General features: G+C 68.5%; 10 protein-coding genes. 3 read left to right on the plus strand and 7 right to left on the minus strand.

Annotation, left to right across the window (positions count from 1 at the left end):
- Positions 1-16 precede the first annotated feature (16 nt).
- Entirely contained in the window at positions 17-718 is a 702-nt protein-coding gene (locus ABZV42_RS15060; protein ID WP_355983621.1) for a TetR/AcrR family transcriptional regulator, read from the plus strand.
- 98 nt (positions 719-816) lie between these two features.
- On the opposite strand, the gene ABZV42_RS15065 is transcribed toward ABZV42_RS15060, so the two are convergent.
- The 3 genes from ABZV42_RS15065 to ABZV42_RS15075 form a co-directional block, all read right to left on the minus strand.
- Positions 817-1,179: an isomerase gene (locus ABZV42_RS15065; RefSeq protein ID WP_355983620.1), complete on the minus strand. Its 363-nt coding sequence runs from the start codon at positions 1,177-1,179 to the stop codon at positions 817-819.
- 196 nt (positions 1,180-1,375) lie between these two features.
- A complete protein-coding gene (gene pulA, locus ABZV42_RS15070) occupies positions 1,376-6,781 on the minus strand; it encodes a pullulanase-type alpha-1,6-glucosidase (protein ID WP_356052152.1) in 5,406 nt (1,801 codons plus the stop codon).
- Positions 6,782-6,919: 138 nt separating this feature from the next.
- Complete coding sequence (locus ABZV42_RS15075; protein ID WP_356052153.1) at positions 6,920-8,302, minus strand: alpha-amylase family protein; 1,383 nt, start codon at positions 8,300-8,302, stop codon at positions 6,920-6,922.
- 196 nt (positions 8,303-8,498) lie between these two features.
- Here ABZV42_RS15075 and ABZV42_RS15080 point away from each other — a divergent pair, with 196 nt between their 5' ends.
- Positions 8,499-10,547 carry a carbohydrate-binding module family 20 domain-containing protein gene (locus ABZV42_RS15080; RefSeq protein WP_355983617.1) on the plus strand — a complete coding sequence of 683 codons (2,049 nt, stop codon included), beginning with the start codon at positions 8,499-8,501 and terminating at the stop codon, positions 10,545-10,547.
- Between the two features lie 89 nt (positions 10,548-10,636).
- Here the strand turns inward: ABZV42_RS15080 and ABZV42_RS15085 are convergent, their stop codons facing one another.
- From ABZV42_RS15085 to ABZV42_RS15100, 4 genes are all read right to left on the minus strand, one after another.
- Entirely contained in the window at positions 10,637-12,316 is a 1,680-nt protein-coding gene (locus ABZV42_RS15085) for a glycoside hydrolase family 13 protein (protein ID WP_355983616.1), read from the minus strand.
- A 233-nt stretch (positions 12,317-12,549) separates the two neighbouring features.
- Entirely contained in the window at positions 12,550-13,458 is a 909-nt protein-coding gene (locus tag ABZV42_RS15090) for a carbohydrate ABC transporter permease (RefSeq protein ID WP_355983615.1), read from the minus strand.
- Between the two features lie 13 nt (positions 13,459-13,471).
- Positions 13,472-14,476, minus strand: coding sequence for a sugar ABC transporter permease (locus ABZV42_RS15095; RefSeq protein ID WP_355983614.1), 1,005 nt, complete (start codon positions 14,474-14,476; stop codon positions 13,472-13,474).
- Between the two features lie 94 nt (positions 14,477-14,570).
- Positions 14,571-15,851, minus strand: coding sequence for an extracellular solute-binding protein (locus tag ABZV42_RS15100; protein ID WP_355983613.1), 1,281 nt, complete (start codon positions 15,849-15,851; stop codon positions 14,571-14,573).
- Between the two features lie 468 nt (positions 15,852-16,319).
- On the opposite strand from ABZV42_RS15100, the gene ABZV42_RS15105 reads away from it, so the two are divergent.
- Positions 16,320-17,354: a LacI family DNA-binding transcriptional regulator gene (locus tag ABZV42_RS15105; RefSeq protein WP_355983612.1), complete on the plus strand. Its 1,035-nt coding sequence runs from the start codon at positions 16,320-16,322 to the stop codon at positions 17,352-17,354.
- The last annotated feature ends 94 nt before the right edge of the window (positions 17,355-17,448 follow it).

Genomic DNA, 17,448 nt, shown 5'->3' on the forward strand with positions numbered 1-17,448 from the left:
TCGGTAAAGTGTCCGCATGACAACCGGGGTACGCCGCAGGATGGGTGTCGAGGAGCGACGGCAGCAGCTGATCGGCGTCGCCCTCGAACTGTTCAGCCGACGCTCGCCCGACGAGGTCTCCATCGACGAGATAGCCTCGGCCGCGGGCATCTCGCGGCCGCTGGTGTACCACTATTTCCCGGGCAAACTCAGCCTGTACGAAGCGGCGTTGCAGCGGGCCTCCGACGATCTCGCGGGCCGTTTCGTGGAGCCCCGCGAGGGGCCGCTGGGCGCGCGGCTGCTGCGGGTGATGCGCCGCTTCTTCGACTTCGTGGACGACCACGGGCCCGGTTTCGCCGCGTTGATGCGGGGCGGCCCGGCCGTCGGCTCGTCGACCACGAACGCGCTCGTGGACGCCGTACGGCAGGCGGCCTATCTCCAGATCCTGTCGCATCTGGACGTCGAGGACCCGCCCGCCCGGCTGGAGCTGGTGGTCCGCTCCTGGATCTCGCTCGTCGAGTCGACGGCGCTGATCTGGCTGGACGGACGGCGGATCGAGCGCGGTGAGCTGGAGGTGCAGCTCGTGCACGACTTCGCGGCCCTGGCGGCGGTGAGCGCCGCCTACGACCCGGAGGTCGCCGCGCTGCTGCGCGAGGGGCTGCGGGGCGAACCGGGCGACGGGCCGTTCACCGACCTCGTCGTCCGGCTGCTCGCGCTCGCCGCGCCGCCCGAGGCCTGAGGCGCCGGGGCCCGAGGCCCGGGGCGCCGGGGCCTGAGGCCCGGGGCGCCGGGGCCTGAGGCCCGGGGCGCCGGGGCCTGAGGCCCGGGGCGCCGGGGCTACTCCTCGAACTTGCGGTAGGACGGGTCCAGGTCGCGTACCTCGGTGGAGACGTGCAGCGTGACCCCGTCGGCGGGCTCGACGTGCTTGCGCAGCAGTTCCAGCGTCGCCTCGGACAGCTTCGCCTTGGTCTCGTCGCTGCGGCCCGCGAGGAGCGCGAGCGTGACGTGGACGATGGCCGGGCCCGTGTCGCCTCGTACGACGTCACCCACCACCTCGTCCTCGGTCCGCAGCGTGCGCGTCTTGCACGCCTCCAGCCGTGCGGCGGCCGTCTCGACGACCACGGGGTGCAGCGCGAGCGCGAACGCGCGCCAGTCGACGTGGTCGAGCGCCGGGGAGAACTCGACGGTGATCTGCGGCATGGGTACTCCTGTTCCGGATGTCTCCCGGTCACCCTAACCGCCCGCCCGCGAGGCGGAGAGGGCGCGAGGGTGAACTGTCCCCTCCCGTCCCGCCCCGTGGGAACGGCCGGTGGGGGCGGCCCCGGACACCCGTCGTGCTCGGGTGTCCGGTGCCGCCCCCACCGGGTCGGGCCGTTGTCACGGGGTCAGACCGCTGTCACGGGGTCCGGGTGAACACCGCCACCGTGCGGGCCGGAACCGTGAACGAACCCGTTCCCTTCGCGTAGGACGAGGACTTGACGACGGAGTCCGCGCCCGCCGCCTGCACCGGGTGCAGCCCGTACGCCGTCCCGGCCAGGGAGCCGACGGTCTGCGCCTGCTTCTCCGGGGTCGCGTTGAAGACGATCACGAGGTCGCCGAGGCGCACCGTGATCACTCCGGGGGTCTCGTCCTTCCCCGACAGCGGGAAGGAGAGCTTCGACTGCACCTGGGCGGCCGTGGAGAGCGAGAACACCTTCTCGGTCGTACGGATCCGCTGGAGGTCCTGGAAGGCGGCCGAGGTGCCGTCGATCTGGCCGCAGCCCACCTTGACGGAGGTCAGCAGCGGTGTGGCGTACGGCCACTTCGAGGTGTTGTCGGCGGCCATCGGCAGCCCGCGCCCGAATCCGTTGCCGTCCTGGCAGTTCCAGTGGATGGCGTTGAACCAGTCGCCGCTGTCGAAGGAGTTGCGGTCCAGGGACTTGGAGCGCAGCAGGTCGGAGCCGGCCTGGGAGAGGGACGGACCCTGCGAGAGGGTGGCCGTCGCCATCGCCAGGACCTGCATCCGCGAGCGGTCGGCGGCGCTCGTCGTGGCGGGCAGCTTGTACGTCAGCGCGTCGTACAGCGACTCGTTGTCGTGCGCGTCGGCGTAGGCGAGGGCGTCGCCGGGGGCGGCCGCGTAGCCCGCGGGCTGTCCGTTGTAGTCGACCTCGGAGCCCTCGACCTCCTTGCCGTCGGAGTCGGTGAAGTGGAAGGCCGACAGGTTTCCGGTCAGGCCGATCTTGATGAGGTCCTGGTAGTGCAGGAGGCGGGCCTTCTGCTCGGCCGCGGTGCCGTTGGCGGTCGAGGAGTTGGGGTCGGTGTAGAGGCCGGAGGCGAAGCCCTGGACGCCGGGGTCGGAGTCGAAGGGGCTGCCGCCGCGTACGGCGTCACGGGCACGGTCGGAGAAGGTCGCGATGCCCGTCCCCGCCATGTTCTTCTGGGTGGCCTGGACGAAGCGGGCGTCGTCGGCGACCTCGCCGAAGTTCCAGCCCTCGCCGTACAGGATGATCTTCTTGCCGTCGATGCCGTCCTTCGCGAGGGTGAGCCCGTCGAGGGCCTTCCTGACCGCGAGGATGTTGGCCTTGGGCTGGTGGCCCATGAGGTCGAAGCGGAAGCCGTCGACCTTGTACTCCTTGGCCCAGGTGACGATCGAGTCGACCACCAGCTTGCCCATCATGGCGTTCTCGGTCGCCGTGTTGGAGCAGCAGGTGGAGTTGGCGACGCTGCCGTCGGCGAGGAGGCGCTGGTAGTAGCCGGGGACGACCTTGTCGAGGACGCTGGTGTCGGCCTGGCCGCTCGCGGCGGTGTGGTTGTAGACCACGTCCATGACGACCCTGAGGCCGTCCTCGTTCAGCGACTTGACCATCTTGCGGAACTGGACCGTGCGGCCGGTGCCGTTCGGGTCCGTGGCGTAGGAACCCTCGGGGACCGTGTAGTGGTACGGGTCGTAGCCCCAGTTGTAGGCGTCCTTGGCGGCGGTCTTCGCCACGCACTCCTGCTGCTTCTGGGAGTCGGCGGCGTAGGAGGCGAGATCGCAGTCGGTGCTCTGCTGGTCGGCCTTCTTCTCGGGCATGGTGGCGATGTCGAACGCGGGCAGCAGGTGCACGTACGAGGTGCCGGACCTGGCCAGCGCCTTCAGGTGCTTGGAGCCGTCGCTGTTCTTGTCGGTGAAGGCCAGGTAGGTGCCCTGGTCCTTCGCGGGGACGGTCTTGTCCGCCACCGAGAAGTCCCGGATGTGCAGTTCCTGGATCTGCGCGTCCCGCAGCGGCACGGCCTTCGGCTTCTTGAGCGAGGACCAGCCGGACGGGGCGAGGGACTTGGCGGCGAGGTCGACGACCAGGCTGCGCTCCGAGTCGGCGGTCAGGGCCACCGAGTAGGGGTCGGTCACCTTGTTGGTGACGATCTTGCGGACCGTCGGCGCCCACACCTTGACGACGTAACGGTAGGGCTTGCCCGTCCAGGACCTACCGCCCGTGACGGACCAGACGCCGGTGGCGCCGTCGCGCTTCATGGCGACGGTGGAGCCGGCGAGATCGAGGCTCACGGACTGGGCGGTCGGGGCCCACACCGAGAGGGTGGGGACACCCTTGTGGAAGACCGGTCCGAGGTGCGCCTTCGTCGCGTCGTACAGGTCGTCGAGGACTCCGGCGATCTGCACGCCGGTCGCCGCGAGCACGGCGCCGTTCGCGGCCCGCTGCGAGGCGACGAGCTGCCCGCCGAGCGCCGAGCGCACCCGGTCGCGGTCGCGCGGGTCCACCGACCAGGCGGCGTACGTCTTCAGGTAGGGGAACTTCGCCTTCTGGGCGTCGGTGAGCGTCGTCTTCTCCAGCCGCAGCCAGCGCTCGTCGTCGCTGGTCAGTCCGCCGTCCTTGACGGCGATCGAGCCGTCGTGGGAGGAGAGGAGCTGGGTGGACACGGCCGCGTCGGAGCCGTTCCAGGCGACCGTGTTCCGGTCGATCCAGACCGCCTTGGAGGTGGTCAGGTCGAGCGCGGCGGCGCTGCCCTTGGGCTGCGGCAGCAGGTACTTCTCCTGGCCGTCCAGCAGCCACACCTCATGGCCGTTCGCCGTGAGGTCGAGGGACTGGTCGGTGGGCAGGTCCTTGTCGTCGCCCTTGTGGATGATGTAGCTGAGGCTGCCGGCGCCCTCGGCGAGCGGCACCTCGTAGACGGCGCCGTAGGCGTCGGTGCGCACCGGTTCCAGGGGCTTCGTCCAGTCCGTGGGCGTCGCGGCCCCGGTCCACACGTGCAGGCCCCAGCCGGTGTAGTCGCCGTCGGCGCGGTGGTAGTGGACGACCGCCTTGGTCTTGTCCTGGGCGGGCAGGTCGGGCTGCTCGGTGAGGACGGTGTCCTTGCCCTGCTCGACCCAGACCTCGCCGGTCTTGGTGACGTCGATCGTGCGGTCGCTCGCGACGTCCTTGTTGCCGTCCTTGTCGATGACGAGGAAGCCGACGCTCGAGGCTCCGGGCTTCAGCTTCACGTAGGCGAAGGCGCCGTAGGCGTCGCGGCCTACGAAGTCGTGGCCGGCCGGCCAGGTCGTGGCCTCGCCGTCGGCGATGTCGCCCCAGGCGTACAGGCGCCAGTCGGTGTAGGCGCCGTCGGTGCGCTTGTAGTGGACGACCGCGTAGTCGCGGGAGGAGGCCGTCGGGACCTCCGCGGCCGGCGCGGTGCCGGTGGTGGACTCGGCCGTCGCGCTCGCGGTGTGTCCGGCCGAGTCGATGACGACGGCCTTGTAGCGCAGGGCCGTTCCGGCCGGTACGTCCTTGCCGATGGCCTGGGTGACCTTGTACGGGGCGTGGTCGGCGGAGCCGAGGGTGCGCCAGGCGCCTTCACCGGTCTGGGCGGCGAAGACGACCCGGTCGAGCTGTCCGCCGGTGACGTCCGCCGACAGTTCGACGGTGCCGGTGGCGCCCGCGGCCGGGGCCTTCAGGGTCAGCGTGGGCCTGGTCGCGGGGGCGGCGAGCCGGCCCGCGGCCTTGAGGACGATCGCCGAACCGGCCGGGACGCTGACCGTGATCTTCTTGTCCGCGTCGCTCTTAGCCGAGGCCGAGGTTCCGTATACGGCCCGGAAGTCCATGCCGGCCGAACCGGTCGGGAAGGTGGCGGACTTCTCCGTGTCGGCGTTGTTCACGGCGACGACGTACTCGGTGCCGGTCTTCGCGTCCGTGCGGGAGAAGGCGTACACACCGGCGCCGTCCGCCGCGTACCGCTCCGTCTGGACTCCGTCGGCCAGGGCCGGGTTGTCCTTGCGCAGCTTGGAGAGAGCACTGATCTCGTTGTAGAGCGGTGCGCTCGTGTCGTACGCGTCGCTCGCGTGCGTGCGGCTCGTGCCGATCTCGTCGTCGTCGAGGTAGTCCGCGACCTTGGAGGCGAACATCGTCTGCCGGGCGTCCTTGTCACCGCCTGAGCCGGTGAAGCCCTGCTCGTCGCCGTAGTAGACGACGGGGTTGCCGCGGCTGAGGAACATCAGCTCGTTGGCGAGCCTGTCCTTCTTCAGCAGCTCGGCGTCGGTCGCCTTGGGGTTGTCCTGGTTCAGGAAGTACCCGATGCGGCCCATGTCGTGGTTGCCGAGGAAGGTGACCTGCTCGTACGCGTTGGCCTTGTCGGTCGTGTACTTGTAGTCGTCCGCGAACAGGGACGACAGCTTCTGCGCGCTGCCGCCCTGCGAGGCGTACGAGCGGGCCGCGTCCTGGAACGGGAAGTCGAGGGTGGCGTCGAGTCGGCCCTCGGTCACGTACGGCGAGGTGATCGACGTGTCGGCGGAGTAGACCTCGCCGAACATGAAGAAGTTCTTGCGGCCGTGCTTGGCCGCGTACGCGTCGAGGGCGGTCGCCCACTGCGTCCAGAACTCCATGTTCACGTGCTTCACGGTGTCGATCCGGAAGCCGTCGATGCCGAAGTCCCTGACCCAGCGCTCGTAGATCTTCTCCATGCCGCTGACGACCTCGGGACGCTCGGTCCACAGGTCGTCGAGGCCGGAGAAGTCGCCGTACGTGGTGGACTCGCCGGCGTAGGTGGAGTCACCGCGGTTGGAGTACATCGTCGTGTCGTTGAGCCACGACGGGACCTTGGCGTTCTTCTTCGCGGCGGGGACCGTCGGCGTCCGGGGGAAGGAGCCGGTGCCCACGGACGGGAAGCCCTTGGTGCCGTCCGCGTAGTCCGCGTCGTCGAACGGCTTGCCGTCCTTGGTCAGATACGGGAAGGCGCCCTTGGAGAGGTAGTTGTAGGACTGTTCCTTGTAGTCGACGACATCGGCCGTGTGGTTGGTGATGACGTCGAAGAAGACCTTCATGCCCTTGGCGTGGGCCTTGGAGATCAGGGTCTCCAGGTCCTTGTTGGTGCCGAAGTGCGGGTCGACCCGGGTGAAGTCGGTGATCCAGTAACCGTGGTAGCCGGCCGAGGCGTCCTTGCCGGTGCCCTGGACGGGCTGGTTCTTGAAGATCGGCGCCATCCAGATGGCGGTGGTGCCGAGGCCCTTGATGTAGTCGAGCCGCTTGGTCAGGCCCTTGAGGTCGCCGCCCTGGTAGAAACCCTTGTCGGTGGGGTCGTAGCCGGTCGAGAGCCGGGAGCCGGTGAGTCCGCCCTTGTCGTTGGACGTGTCGCCGTTGGCGAAACGGTCCGGCATGACGAAGTAGAACTGGTCACGGGTGGAGTCGTGCCGCGCGGGCTCGGCGGCGAGCTTCGCGTCCGACGGCGGTGCGGGCGGGGTCTGGGCCCGCGCCACGAGGGGTTGCGCAAGCGATACGGCCAGTGCGGCGGCGAGGACGGCTGCGCGCAGCCTGGGGCGGCCGATGCGGCGCGCCGCCCCTCTCGGTATCAGGTCCACAGTCGTGAACTCCTAGCGATTACGGCGTACTCGGGTCCGACCCCGCGCAGCGTTTCGGCCACGATGCCGAACGCCCGCGTGACCGTATCGCTCACGCAAGGTTTACAGCAAGAGTCTTGCAACATGCGGAAAGGGTTTTCAGCAGCTGGACTTGCCCGCGTAGATCGCGAGTGCCGTGTTGGCGCCCAGCGTCGCCGTGAACTGGCCCGAACCGTTCACCGTGATGCTCGTGTTGTTCTGGACGTTGCAGTACGTTCCCGCGGCGAGGGAGGTGCTGTAGGTCCGGCTCAGCGCGGAGGTCTCGTGGTTGATGGCCACGAAGCCCTTGCTGCCCCGGCCGAAAGCGATGGCGTCGTTGCCGTTGTCCCACCAGTTGGAAAGGGCTTGCCCACGGGTGGCGTTGCGGAAGGCGACCATCGACTTGATCTCCGGCCAGGCGTGCTGGCACTTCCAGCCGTCCTGCCAACAGGCGTTGACAGTACCGCCGTTGGGCGGTCCGGCGTCCGCGTCCGACCACTCGTAGCCGGAGTTGATGTCGGGGGCGCCGTAGGGGTACGCGAGCATGAAGACGTTGGCGAGGGTGTAGTTCGCCCCGTCCTTGTAGTTGAGCGTCGAGCCGTTGCGCTCGGTGTCGTGGTTGTCGACGAAGACGGCCGCGACGGAGCTGCTCATGTAGCCCCAGCCCTCGCCGTAGTTCTTCAGGTAGGCGAGGTTCTCATTGTTGAAGACCCGCTTGAGGTCGTAGGCGTAGCGGAACTCCTGGACGTCGCCGTTGCCGGTGTACTCGGTGGGCTGGACGGCCTCGCCCGCGCCGTAGATGGCCTCCTGCTTCCAGTAGACGGACGGGTTGCTCAGCCGGGACTTGATGTTGGCGAGGTCGGCGGCCGGCATGTGCTTGGCCGCGTCGACGCGGAAGCCGTCGACGCCGTAGCCGAGCAGGGTGTTCATGTATCCGGCGATGGTCGCCCGGACGTGCTCCTCACCGGTGTCCAGGTCGGCGAGGCCGACGAGTTCGCAGTTCTGGACGTTGGCGCGGTTGGTGTAGTCGCTGATGGTGGCGGTGCAGTCGTCCATGTCGGCGGAGGTGTAGACGCCCGGGTAGTTGTACTTCGTGTACGAAGATCCTCCCGTTCCGGTGCCGGACCCGGCCGCCATGTGGTTGATCACCGTGTCCGCCACGACCTTCACACCGGCCGCGTGGCAGGTGCTGACCATGTTCTTGAAGGCGGTGGCGTCGCCGAGCCGTCCGGCGATCCTGTAGCTCACGGGCTGGTACGAGGTCCACCACTGCGAGCCCTGTATGTGCTCGGCGGGCGGGGACACCTGGACGTAGCCGTATCCGGCGGGGCCCAGCGTGTTGGTGCATTCCTTGGCGACCGAGTCGAACTTCCACTCGAACAGGACCGCGGTGACGTCCTTGGTGCCGGGCGGCGAGGCCGCCGCCGTACCGGAGGGAACGGTCACCGAGACCGCCAGGCCCGCCACGAGGGCGAACGAGGCGGCAAGCGTCTTCCTTGCCATGTGTGTGTACTCCTGCACTACGTCGTGCGGGTGGGGGGATCGGAACGTACCGCTTGCAATCATGTTTCAGCAAGATGTCGAAAGAACTTTCAACTTCCTTATTGACGCGCCCCCTTGGGCGGTCCCACGCTCCACACGGGTCAGCTCCCGCGCCCCGCGGGCGTACTGACCGATCCGGAGAGGAGCCGCATCCCCGATGGCCTTACGACGAAGAAGGGTTCCCCTGCTGCTCGCGACCGCCCTGCTGACGCTCGGCGGCCTGGCCGCGCTGCCCGCCCAGCGGGCTGCCGCGGCGACGGACACCGGCGTCCCCAACGGCGATGTGATCGCCAACCTGTGGGAGTGGAACTGGAAGTCGGTCGCGTCAGAGTGTACGAACGTGCTCGACCCGGCCGGCTACGGGGCGGTCCAAGTGGCGCCGCCCGCCGAGTCGCTGAAGCAGACCAACTACTACTGGTGGGACGTCTACCAGCCGTACTCCTACAACCTCAACAGCCGTTTCGGCACTGCGACCGCCTTCAAGGCCATGGTCGACACGTGTCACGCGGCCGGCATCAAGGTCTACACCGACGCGGTGATCAACCACACCGCCGCCCAGACCGGCACCGGCTACAACGGCACGGTCGTCACCAACAAGTACGACACCCCGGACTACGACCCGGCCGACAGCGACGACTGCACCACGACGATCACCGACTGGACCAACCGCTACCAGGTGCAGCACTGCGAACTGCTCGGCCTGCCCGACCTGGACACCGCCGAGAGCAACGTCCGCTCGAAGATCACCGGCTTTCTCAACGCGCAGATCGACCTGGGCGTCGACGGCTTCCGGGTCGACGCGGCCAAGCACATCGAGGCCGCCGACCTGAGCGCCATCGTCGCCGGACTGCACAGCACGACCTCGGGCTCGGCGCCGTACATCACCCAGGAGGTCTATCCGGGCACCCCGCCCTCGATCGACGAGTACTACGGCACCGGTGACGTCCTCGACTTCACCTTCGCCTCGCAGATCAAGGCACAGTTCCAGGGCGACATCGCCAACCTGTCGAGTTTCGGCAGTAGTTGGGGACTGGTCGCCGAGGCGAACTCCAACACCATGGTCACCAACCACGACACCGAGCGCAACGGCTACTCGCTCGGCTACAAGGACGGCGCCACCGCCGTGCTCGCCAACGTCTTCCAGCTGGCCCGCGGTTACGGCAGGCCGTCGGTCTACTCCGGCTGGACCTTCAGCCAGAGCGACCAGGCCCCGCCGAACTCGGGCGGCGGCTTCGTCACCGACACCGACTGCTCGAACGGCTGGTACTGCCTCGACCGCGACACCGCGGTCTCCGGCATGATCGGCTGGCACAACGCGGCCGCCGGGTACCCGGTGGCCAACTGGCAGTCCCCCGCGTCCAATGTGATCGGCTTCGGCCGGGGCGGCGCCGGGTTCGTGGCCATCAACAACAGCTCGGGCGCCAGTACGTACACGTACACGACCGGTCTCGCGGACGGCACGTACCCGAACGTCGTCGACGGCGGTGCCACCTCGGTCACGGTCACCGGCGGCAGGGCCTCCCTGACCGTGCCCGCCAAGGGCGCCGTCGCGTTCTACGACCCGGACTACGTCTGCACCGTGAACTGCGGCGGCGGCACCGATCCGGGCACCGGGACGGTCACGGCGACCTTCAACGAGTACGCGTCGACCACCTCGGGCACGGACGTGTACGTGGTCGGATCGGTCCCGGCGCTGGGCGGCTGGAACACGGCGGGCGCGGTGAAACTGTCCTCTTCCGGCTATCCGGTCTGGAAGGCGGACGTCTCGGTGCCGGCGAACACCGCGATCGCGTACAAGTACATCAAGAAGGACTCCTCGGGAAACGTCACCTGGGAGTCCAACGCCAACCGCTCCGTGACCACCGGCACCGCGGCCGTGGCCGCGCTCAACTCCTGGAACGTGGCCGACGCCGACGCCACGGACCTGACCTTCGGAGTGACCGCGACCACCGTCTACGGCACCAACGTGTACGTCGTCGGCTCGGTCCCCGCGCTCGGCTCCTGGAACACCGCCGACGCGATCCCGCTGTCCTCGGCGTCGTACCCGTACTGGGGCCGGCCGGTGATCGTGCCCAAGTCGACGTCGTTCACGTACAAGTACATCAAGAAGGACGCGTCGGGCACGGTGACCTGGGAGTCCGGGAGCAACCGCTCGTACACCACGGGCTCGGGCACCGGGTACTCCGTGAGCGACACCTGGAAGTAGCGGGACCCGGAATCAACGGCTCCAGGAGGTCGTGAGAACACAGAAGCGGTGCTCCGGTGGTCAGGACCGGAGCACCGCCCATGTGTGGATCAGACGGCCCACCAGACGGTGGTGTCCGCGGGCAGCTGCGCCTTGCCGTCCTGCGACAGGGTCACCTCACCGCTGGCGACGAGCACCCGGCCGTAGGCGGGGACGGTCACGGCCTCGCTGCCCGTGTTGGCGGTGCACACGAACTCACCGCGCTGGAAGGCGAGTACGTCCTCCGGGGCGGTCAGCCAGGTGACGGCGTCGCCCGCGCCGAGGTCGGCACGCTCGCGCCGGACGGCGAGCGCGTCGCGGTACAGCTCCAGGGTGGAACCCTCCACCCCGGTCTGCGCCTCGACGCTGAGCTCGGCCCACTCGGCGGGCTGCGGCAGCCAGCTGCCCCCGTCGCCGAAGCCGTACGACGAACCGGCGCGGGTCCACGGGATCGGCACCCGGCAGCCGTCGCGGAAGCCGTCCTGTCCGGCGCCCCGGAAGTAGGCCGGGTCCTGGCGCACCTCGTCCGGCAGGTCGACGACGTCGGGCAGGCCGAGCTCCTCGCCCTGGTAGACGTAGGCGGAGCCGGGAAGCGCCAGCATCAGCAGGCTCGCCGCGCGGGCCCGGCGCAGGCCGAGCTCCCGGTCGCCCGCGGTGCGGATCTGGGTGCCGAGGCCGGCCTCGTTGGCGAACCGGGTGGCGTGCCGGGTCACGTCGTGGTTGGACAGCACCCAGGTGGAGGGGGCGCCGACCGGGCGCATCGCGCCGAGCGTGCGGTCGATCACCGTACGCAGCTCGGCCGCCTCCCAGTGGGAGCCCAGGTACTGGAAGTTGAAGGCCTGGTGCAGCTCGTCGGGGCGCACGTAGTTCGCGGTGCGCTCGACGGTGGGAGTCCACGCCTCGGCGACGAAGATGCGCTCGCCCGAGTACTCGTCGAGGATCGTGCGCCACTGCCGGTAGATGTCGTGCACGCCGTCCTGGTCGAAGAACGGCATGACATCGTTGCCCAGCAGCTTCAGCTGGTCGCGGTCGCCGAGGTCCGGCAGGCCCTCCGCCTTGACCATGCCGTGCGCGACGTCGATACGGAAGCCGTCGACGCCCATGTCCAGCCAGAACCGCAGGATCGAGCGGAACTCGTCGCCCACGGCCGGGTGTTCCCAGTTGAAGTCGGGCTGCTCGGGCGCGAAGAGGTGCAGGTACCACTCGCCGGCGGTGCCGTCGGGCTCGGTGACCCGGGTCCAGGCCGGGCCGCCGAAGATCGACTCCCAGTCGTTGGGCGGCAGTTCGCCGTTCTCGCCCTTGCCGGGGAGGAAGTGGTAGCGGTCGCGCAGCGAGGAGCCGGGGCCCTCGCGCAGCGCGCGCTTGAACCACTCGTGCTGGTCGGATGAGTGGTTGGGCACGAGGTCGACGATGATCCGCAGCCCGAGACCGTGGGCGTCGCGGATGAGGGCGTCGGCGTCCAGCAGGTTGCCGAACATCGGGTCGACGGCCCGGTAGTCCGCCACGTCGTAGCCGGCGTCGGCCTGCGGCGAGGCGTAGAAGGGGCTGAGCCACACGGCGTCCACGCCGAGGTCGCGCAGGTACGGGAGTCGGGAACGTACGCCCTCCAGGTCACCCATGCCGTCGCCGTTGCTGTCGGCGAAGCTGCGCGGATAGACCTGGTAGATCACCGCGTCGCGCCACCAGTCGCGATGCGCGGCGACGGTGGCGAGAACGGAGTTCGGGGCCTGGTCTGCGGAGTGCTGGCTCATGGCGTCCTTGATGCGATGAGGGTCCCCTCGTCCGTGTGCGGACGGACGTGGGGAGGAATTCGGCTGTGGGGGCAGACCCCTGCTCGCGCGAGGCCGGGAGCACGGGGCGGAAGGCTTCGGGGCGGGGGGAAAAGAGGCGGCCGCGGTACTGGCGGGGTCGGATGGGCACCGCGGCCGCCACCCGCGCGCGAGCGCGCGGGAGTCTGGGGGCTTTATGGGGGCGTCCTCGCGGATCAGCCCTTCGTGCCGCCCGCGGTGAGTCCGGTCACCAGGTTCTTCTGCACCAGGTAGAAGAAGAGGGAGACGGGTATCGCGACCAGCACGGCGGTGGCCGCCATGAGGTTGCGCTGCGCGTCGTGCTCGCTGACGAAGCTCTGGAGTCCGACGGCGAAGGTGTACTTCGAGTCGTCCAGCATGAACGTCGAGGCGAACGCGACCTCACCGAACGCGGTGATGAAGTTGTAGAAGGCGGCCACCGCGAGACCCGGCTTGGCGAGCGGCAGGATCAGCCGGAAGAAGGTGCCGAAGGGGCTCAGTCCGTCGACGCGTCCGGCCTCGTCGATCTCGAACGGGATCGTGTCGAAGTAGCCCTTGAGCAGCCAGGCGCTGTAGGGCACCGCCGTCGAGCAGTAGACGAGGATCAGGCCGAAGTACGAGTCGATGAGCTGGAGGTCCGACAGGATCTGGTACATCGGCACGATCAGCACGGCGATCGGGAACATCTGGGTGACCAGCAGGACCCACATGAACTTCTTGTAGCCGGGGAAGCGCATGCGCGAGACCGCGTACCCGGTGGTCGCGGCGACCATCACGCCGATGACCGTGGTGCCGAGCGACACGATCAGCGAACTCTTCATCCACTCGAAGAAGTTCGTGTGCTGGAGCACGAAGGAGTAGTTGCCGAACGTCATCGTGTGCCAGATGCGCCCGGGGTGCAGATAGTCGTCCTCGCCCGGACCGAGGGACAGGAAGACGAGCCACGCGATCGGGAACAGCGCGACCAGGCTCGCGACGGTCAGGATGCCGTGGGAGGCGAGCTTGCCGGCGAGGCCGCGCTTTCCGCGCCCGCGCGCCGGACGGGGCGACTCGTCGTACCCGGCGGCCTGGTCGGCCGGAGGCGTCTGCAGTGTGGTGGTGCTCATGGAGACTCCCGCCTCAGATCGCGAGCTGCTGGTCATTGCGGTTCAGCCAGCGGCGGTAGAAGGAGGTGAAGACGATCAGGATGGCCAGCAGCAGCATGCCGTAGGCCGCCGACTGGGCGAAGTCACGCGGTTGCTGTCCGAAGCCGAGGTAGTAGGCCCAGGTGACGAGGATCTGCGCGTCCGGCGCGGTGTTGCCGAACAGCAGGAAGATCACGGCGAACTGGTTGAAGGTCCAGATGATGCCGAGGAGCACGACCGTGGAGCTGACCGACCTGAGACCCGGCAGGGTCACGAAGCGGAACTGCTGCCACTTGTTCGCGCCGTCCATCTCGGCGGCCTCGTACAGCGTGCCGTCGATGGACTGGAGTCCGCCGAGCAGCGAGACCATCATGAACGGGACGCCGCACCAGGTGTTGACCATGATGGCGGCGAAGCGCTGCCAGAAGGTGTCCTCCAGCCACGCCGGTGACGGCAGGTGCACCGCGTGGAGCATGGAGTCGATGATCCCGCCGTCGGCGAGCATGAAGCGCCAGCCGAAGACGGTGACGAACGTCGGCACGGCCCAGGGCAGCACCAGGATCAGCCGGTAGATCGTTCGGCCGCGCAGCTTCTGGTTGAGCAGCAGCGCGAGGCCGAGGCCGATGCAGTAGTGCAGGGCGACGCAGATGACGGTCCAGGCGATGGTCCAGATGAAGTGCGACCAGAAGCGGTCGTACGACGTCGGACCCCACAGGATGTCCTTGTAGTTGTCGAGGCCTATGAACTTGTAGGTGGCGTCGATGTGGTTGACGCCGATCGTGCGGGCCGAGTTGAGGCTGTTGGCGTCCGTCAGCGTCAGGTAGAGGCCCCGAACCAGCGGATAGAGCACCAATCCGCCGAGTACGACGACGACCGGGGCGATCATCGCGTACGCGTACCAGTACTTCTGGTACGAGTGCTTGAGACGCTGCATCCGGCCGGGACGCGGTGCTCGGTCACCGCGGCGCTTGCCGGTCGCGCGGTCGATGGCGACTGTCATGGTTCGACACCTTCTGCAAGATCAGGAGTTGGACGCGCACAGCCGGTGGCCGCCGGGTCCTTTCCTCTCGGAAGGACCCGGCGGCCACGCGGGCTCACTTGCTGAAGTCGGGCACCAGCTTGGCGATGGCCAGCTCGACGTTGCTCAGACCCTTGTCCAGGGACTCCTTGCCACCCGCGATCTTGGGCAGTTCGGTGTCCAGGGGGCCCCAGAGGGAGCTGTACTCGGGCAGCGCCGGGCGCGGCTGGGCGGCGGCGAGCACCGTGCCGTAGCCGGCGATGCCCGGGTTGGCCTTGACGGCGTCCGTGTAGGCGTCGTCACGCGTCGGCAGCGTGGAGTTCTTCAGCGCGATGGTCGCCTGGGACTTCGCCGACGTCATGAAGTTGACGAACTTCAGCGAGGCCGCCTGGTGGGCCTTGTCCGAGCCGGCGTAGACCGCGAGGTTGTGGCCGCCGGTCGGGGCGCCCGCCTTGCCAGTGGAGCCGGCCGGGACGGTGGCGACGCCGAGGTTGGACTTGTCGGAGAACGCCGAACCCTTGTAGAAGTTCGTGATCTCCCACGGGCCCTGGACGATCGCGGCGACCTTGCCGTTGACGAACGCGTCCTGGATGTGGGCGTACGCGTCGGCGGTGGTGTCCGCCTTGTGCAGGCCCTTGCCGGAGAACAGGCCCAGCCAGGTGCCGTACGCCTTCTTCGCGGCGGCCGAGTTGACCGTGATCTTCTTGGCGGCGGCGTCGACGGTGTCGGTGCCCTCGCCGTAGAGGAAGTTCTGCGCGTAGTAGGCCTGGGTCGAGCCCCAGTAGCCGTCGACGCCGGTCTTGGCCTTGACGATGGCCGCGTCCTTCTTCAGGTCGCTCCAGGTCTTGGGCGCCTCGGTGATGCCGGCCTTCGTGAAGAGCTGCTTGTTGTAGACGAGCGCCAGGGTGTCCGTGACGAGCGGCACACCGTAGGTCTTGCCGTCGTACTTGGCCTGCTCGATCAGGTTGGACTTGAACTTGGCCTGGTCCTTGAGGGCCTCGGTGCCGTCGAGCGGCAGGAAGTAGCCCTTCTTGGCGAAGGCCGGGGTCCAGCCGACCTCGGAGCGCAGGACGTCCGGGGCGCCGGAGGCACCGGCGGCCGTGTCGAACTTGTTCTGCGCCTGGTCGAAGGGCACGTTGACGTACTTGACCTTGACGTTCTTGTTGGCGGCCTCGAACTGCTTGACCAGGGCCTGGTACGTCGGCGCCTCATTGGTGGCGTTGGACGTGTCCCACCACGTGATGGTGACCGGCCCACTGGCCTTGTCGCTGCCGCTGTCCCCGCCGCTACCGCCGCAGGCCGTCGCCGCGAGGGCGAAAGACGCCACCAGCGCGCTGGCCGCTATGCCACGCCGCATGAGTTCTCCTTGAGGGTGAAAGCCCGAGTAGGTGGTGAATCGGTCCCGCCCGATTCCCTTGCCTACTTGCCGACTGCGCCGTTGCGTCTGCCGGGCGACGTGAACGTAACAGCGATGTAAGCGACGCGAAAGACCTTGCAGCAAAAAAGTGAAAGAACTGACATCGGTTATGCGCCCGTGACCTCGCGGCGGCCTTCCCGAAACCCCGCTACCAGGCCGATCAACGGACATGCGGACGTCTGTGCAAGACTCTGCAAGCTCTTGCCACGGGTGGCACAAACGGGGATCATCGGGCGTCAGCGCCTTGCAGGAGCCACCCCTTCCCGCGCGGCGCACGCACGGGACACCGAGCCGACCAGAACACGAGGGAGCGCGATGACGCAGCAGCCCGGAGCGGGCCGATCAACCGCCCGCACACGGCGTCTGGTTGGTGGGCAGGGTGAGATGCGACCGGTAAAGTCCAATCCTGTGACCACACGGCTTGCCGACATCGCAGCCCAGGCGGGGGTCAGTGAGGCGACTGTCAGCCGCGTCCTGAACGGGAAGCCGGGCGTCGCCGCGACCACCCGCCAGTCCGTCCTGGCCGCGCTCGACGTACTGGGCTACGAGCGCCCGGTGCGTCTGCGACAGCGCAGCGAGGGCCTGGTGGGCCTCATAACCCCCGAGCTGGAGAACCCGATATTCCCTGCCCTCGCGCAGGTGATCGGGCAGGCCCTGACGCGCCAGGGCTACACCCCCGTCCTCGCGACCCAGACCCCGGGCGGCTCCACCGAGGACGAGCTGACCGAGATGCTCGTCGACCGCGGGGTCGCCGGCATCATCTTCGTCTCCGGACTGCACGCCGACACCTCGGCCGACATGCAGCGTTACGAGCAACTGCGCGGCCGCGGTGTCCCGTTCGTCCTGGTAGACGGCTTTTCGCCCAAGGTGCAGGCGCCGTTCATCTCACCGGACGACCGCGCGGCCATGGCCCTCGCGGTCACCCACCTCGCCTCGCTCGGGCACACCAACATCGGACTCGCACTCGGCCCCAAGCGGTTCGTGCCGGTGCAGCGCAAGATCGAGGGCTTCGTCCGCTCGATGCAGGAGCAGTTCGGCCTGAACCCCGCGGACGTCGAGGAGCGACTGGTCCAGCACTCCCTGTACACGCTGGAGGGCGGCCAGGCCGCGGCGAACGCGCTCATGGACCGCGACTGCACGGCGATCGTCTGCGCCAGCGACATGATGGCGCTCGGTGCGATACGGGCAGCGCGCCAGCGCGGCCTGGAAGTCCCGAAGGACATCTCGGTCGTGGGATTCGACGACTCCCCGCTGATCGCCTTCACCGACCCGCCGCTCACGACGGTCCGCAAGCCGGTCCCCGCGATGGGCCAGGCCGCGGTGCGCACGCTGCTGGAGGAGATCGGCGGGACGCCCGCGCCGCACAGTGAGTTCGTGTTCATGCCGGAACTCGTGGTGCGCGGTTCGACCGCTTCTGCCCCTGGGGACCGGAATCGTCCCTGAGAAGGACGACAAAGGGGGCGTAGCACTCCCACAGGTGTAGAAAGTGCGGCCGGGACCCGACCCGGGGATCATCGGTGGGGGAAGCCTTTTCTGG

The organism is Streptomyces sp. NPDC005281, assembly GCF_040607495.1.
Lineage (GTDB): Bacteria > Actinomycetota > Actinomycetes > Streptomycetales > Streptomycetaceae > Streptomyces.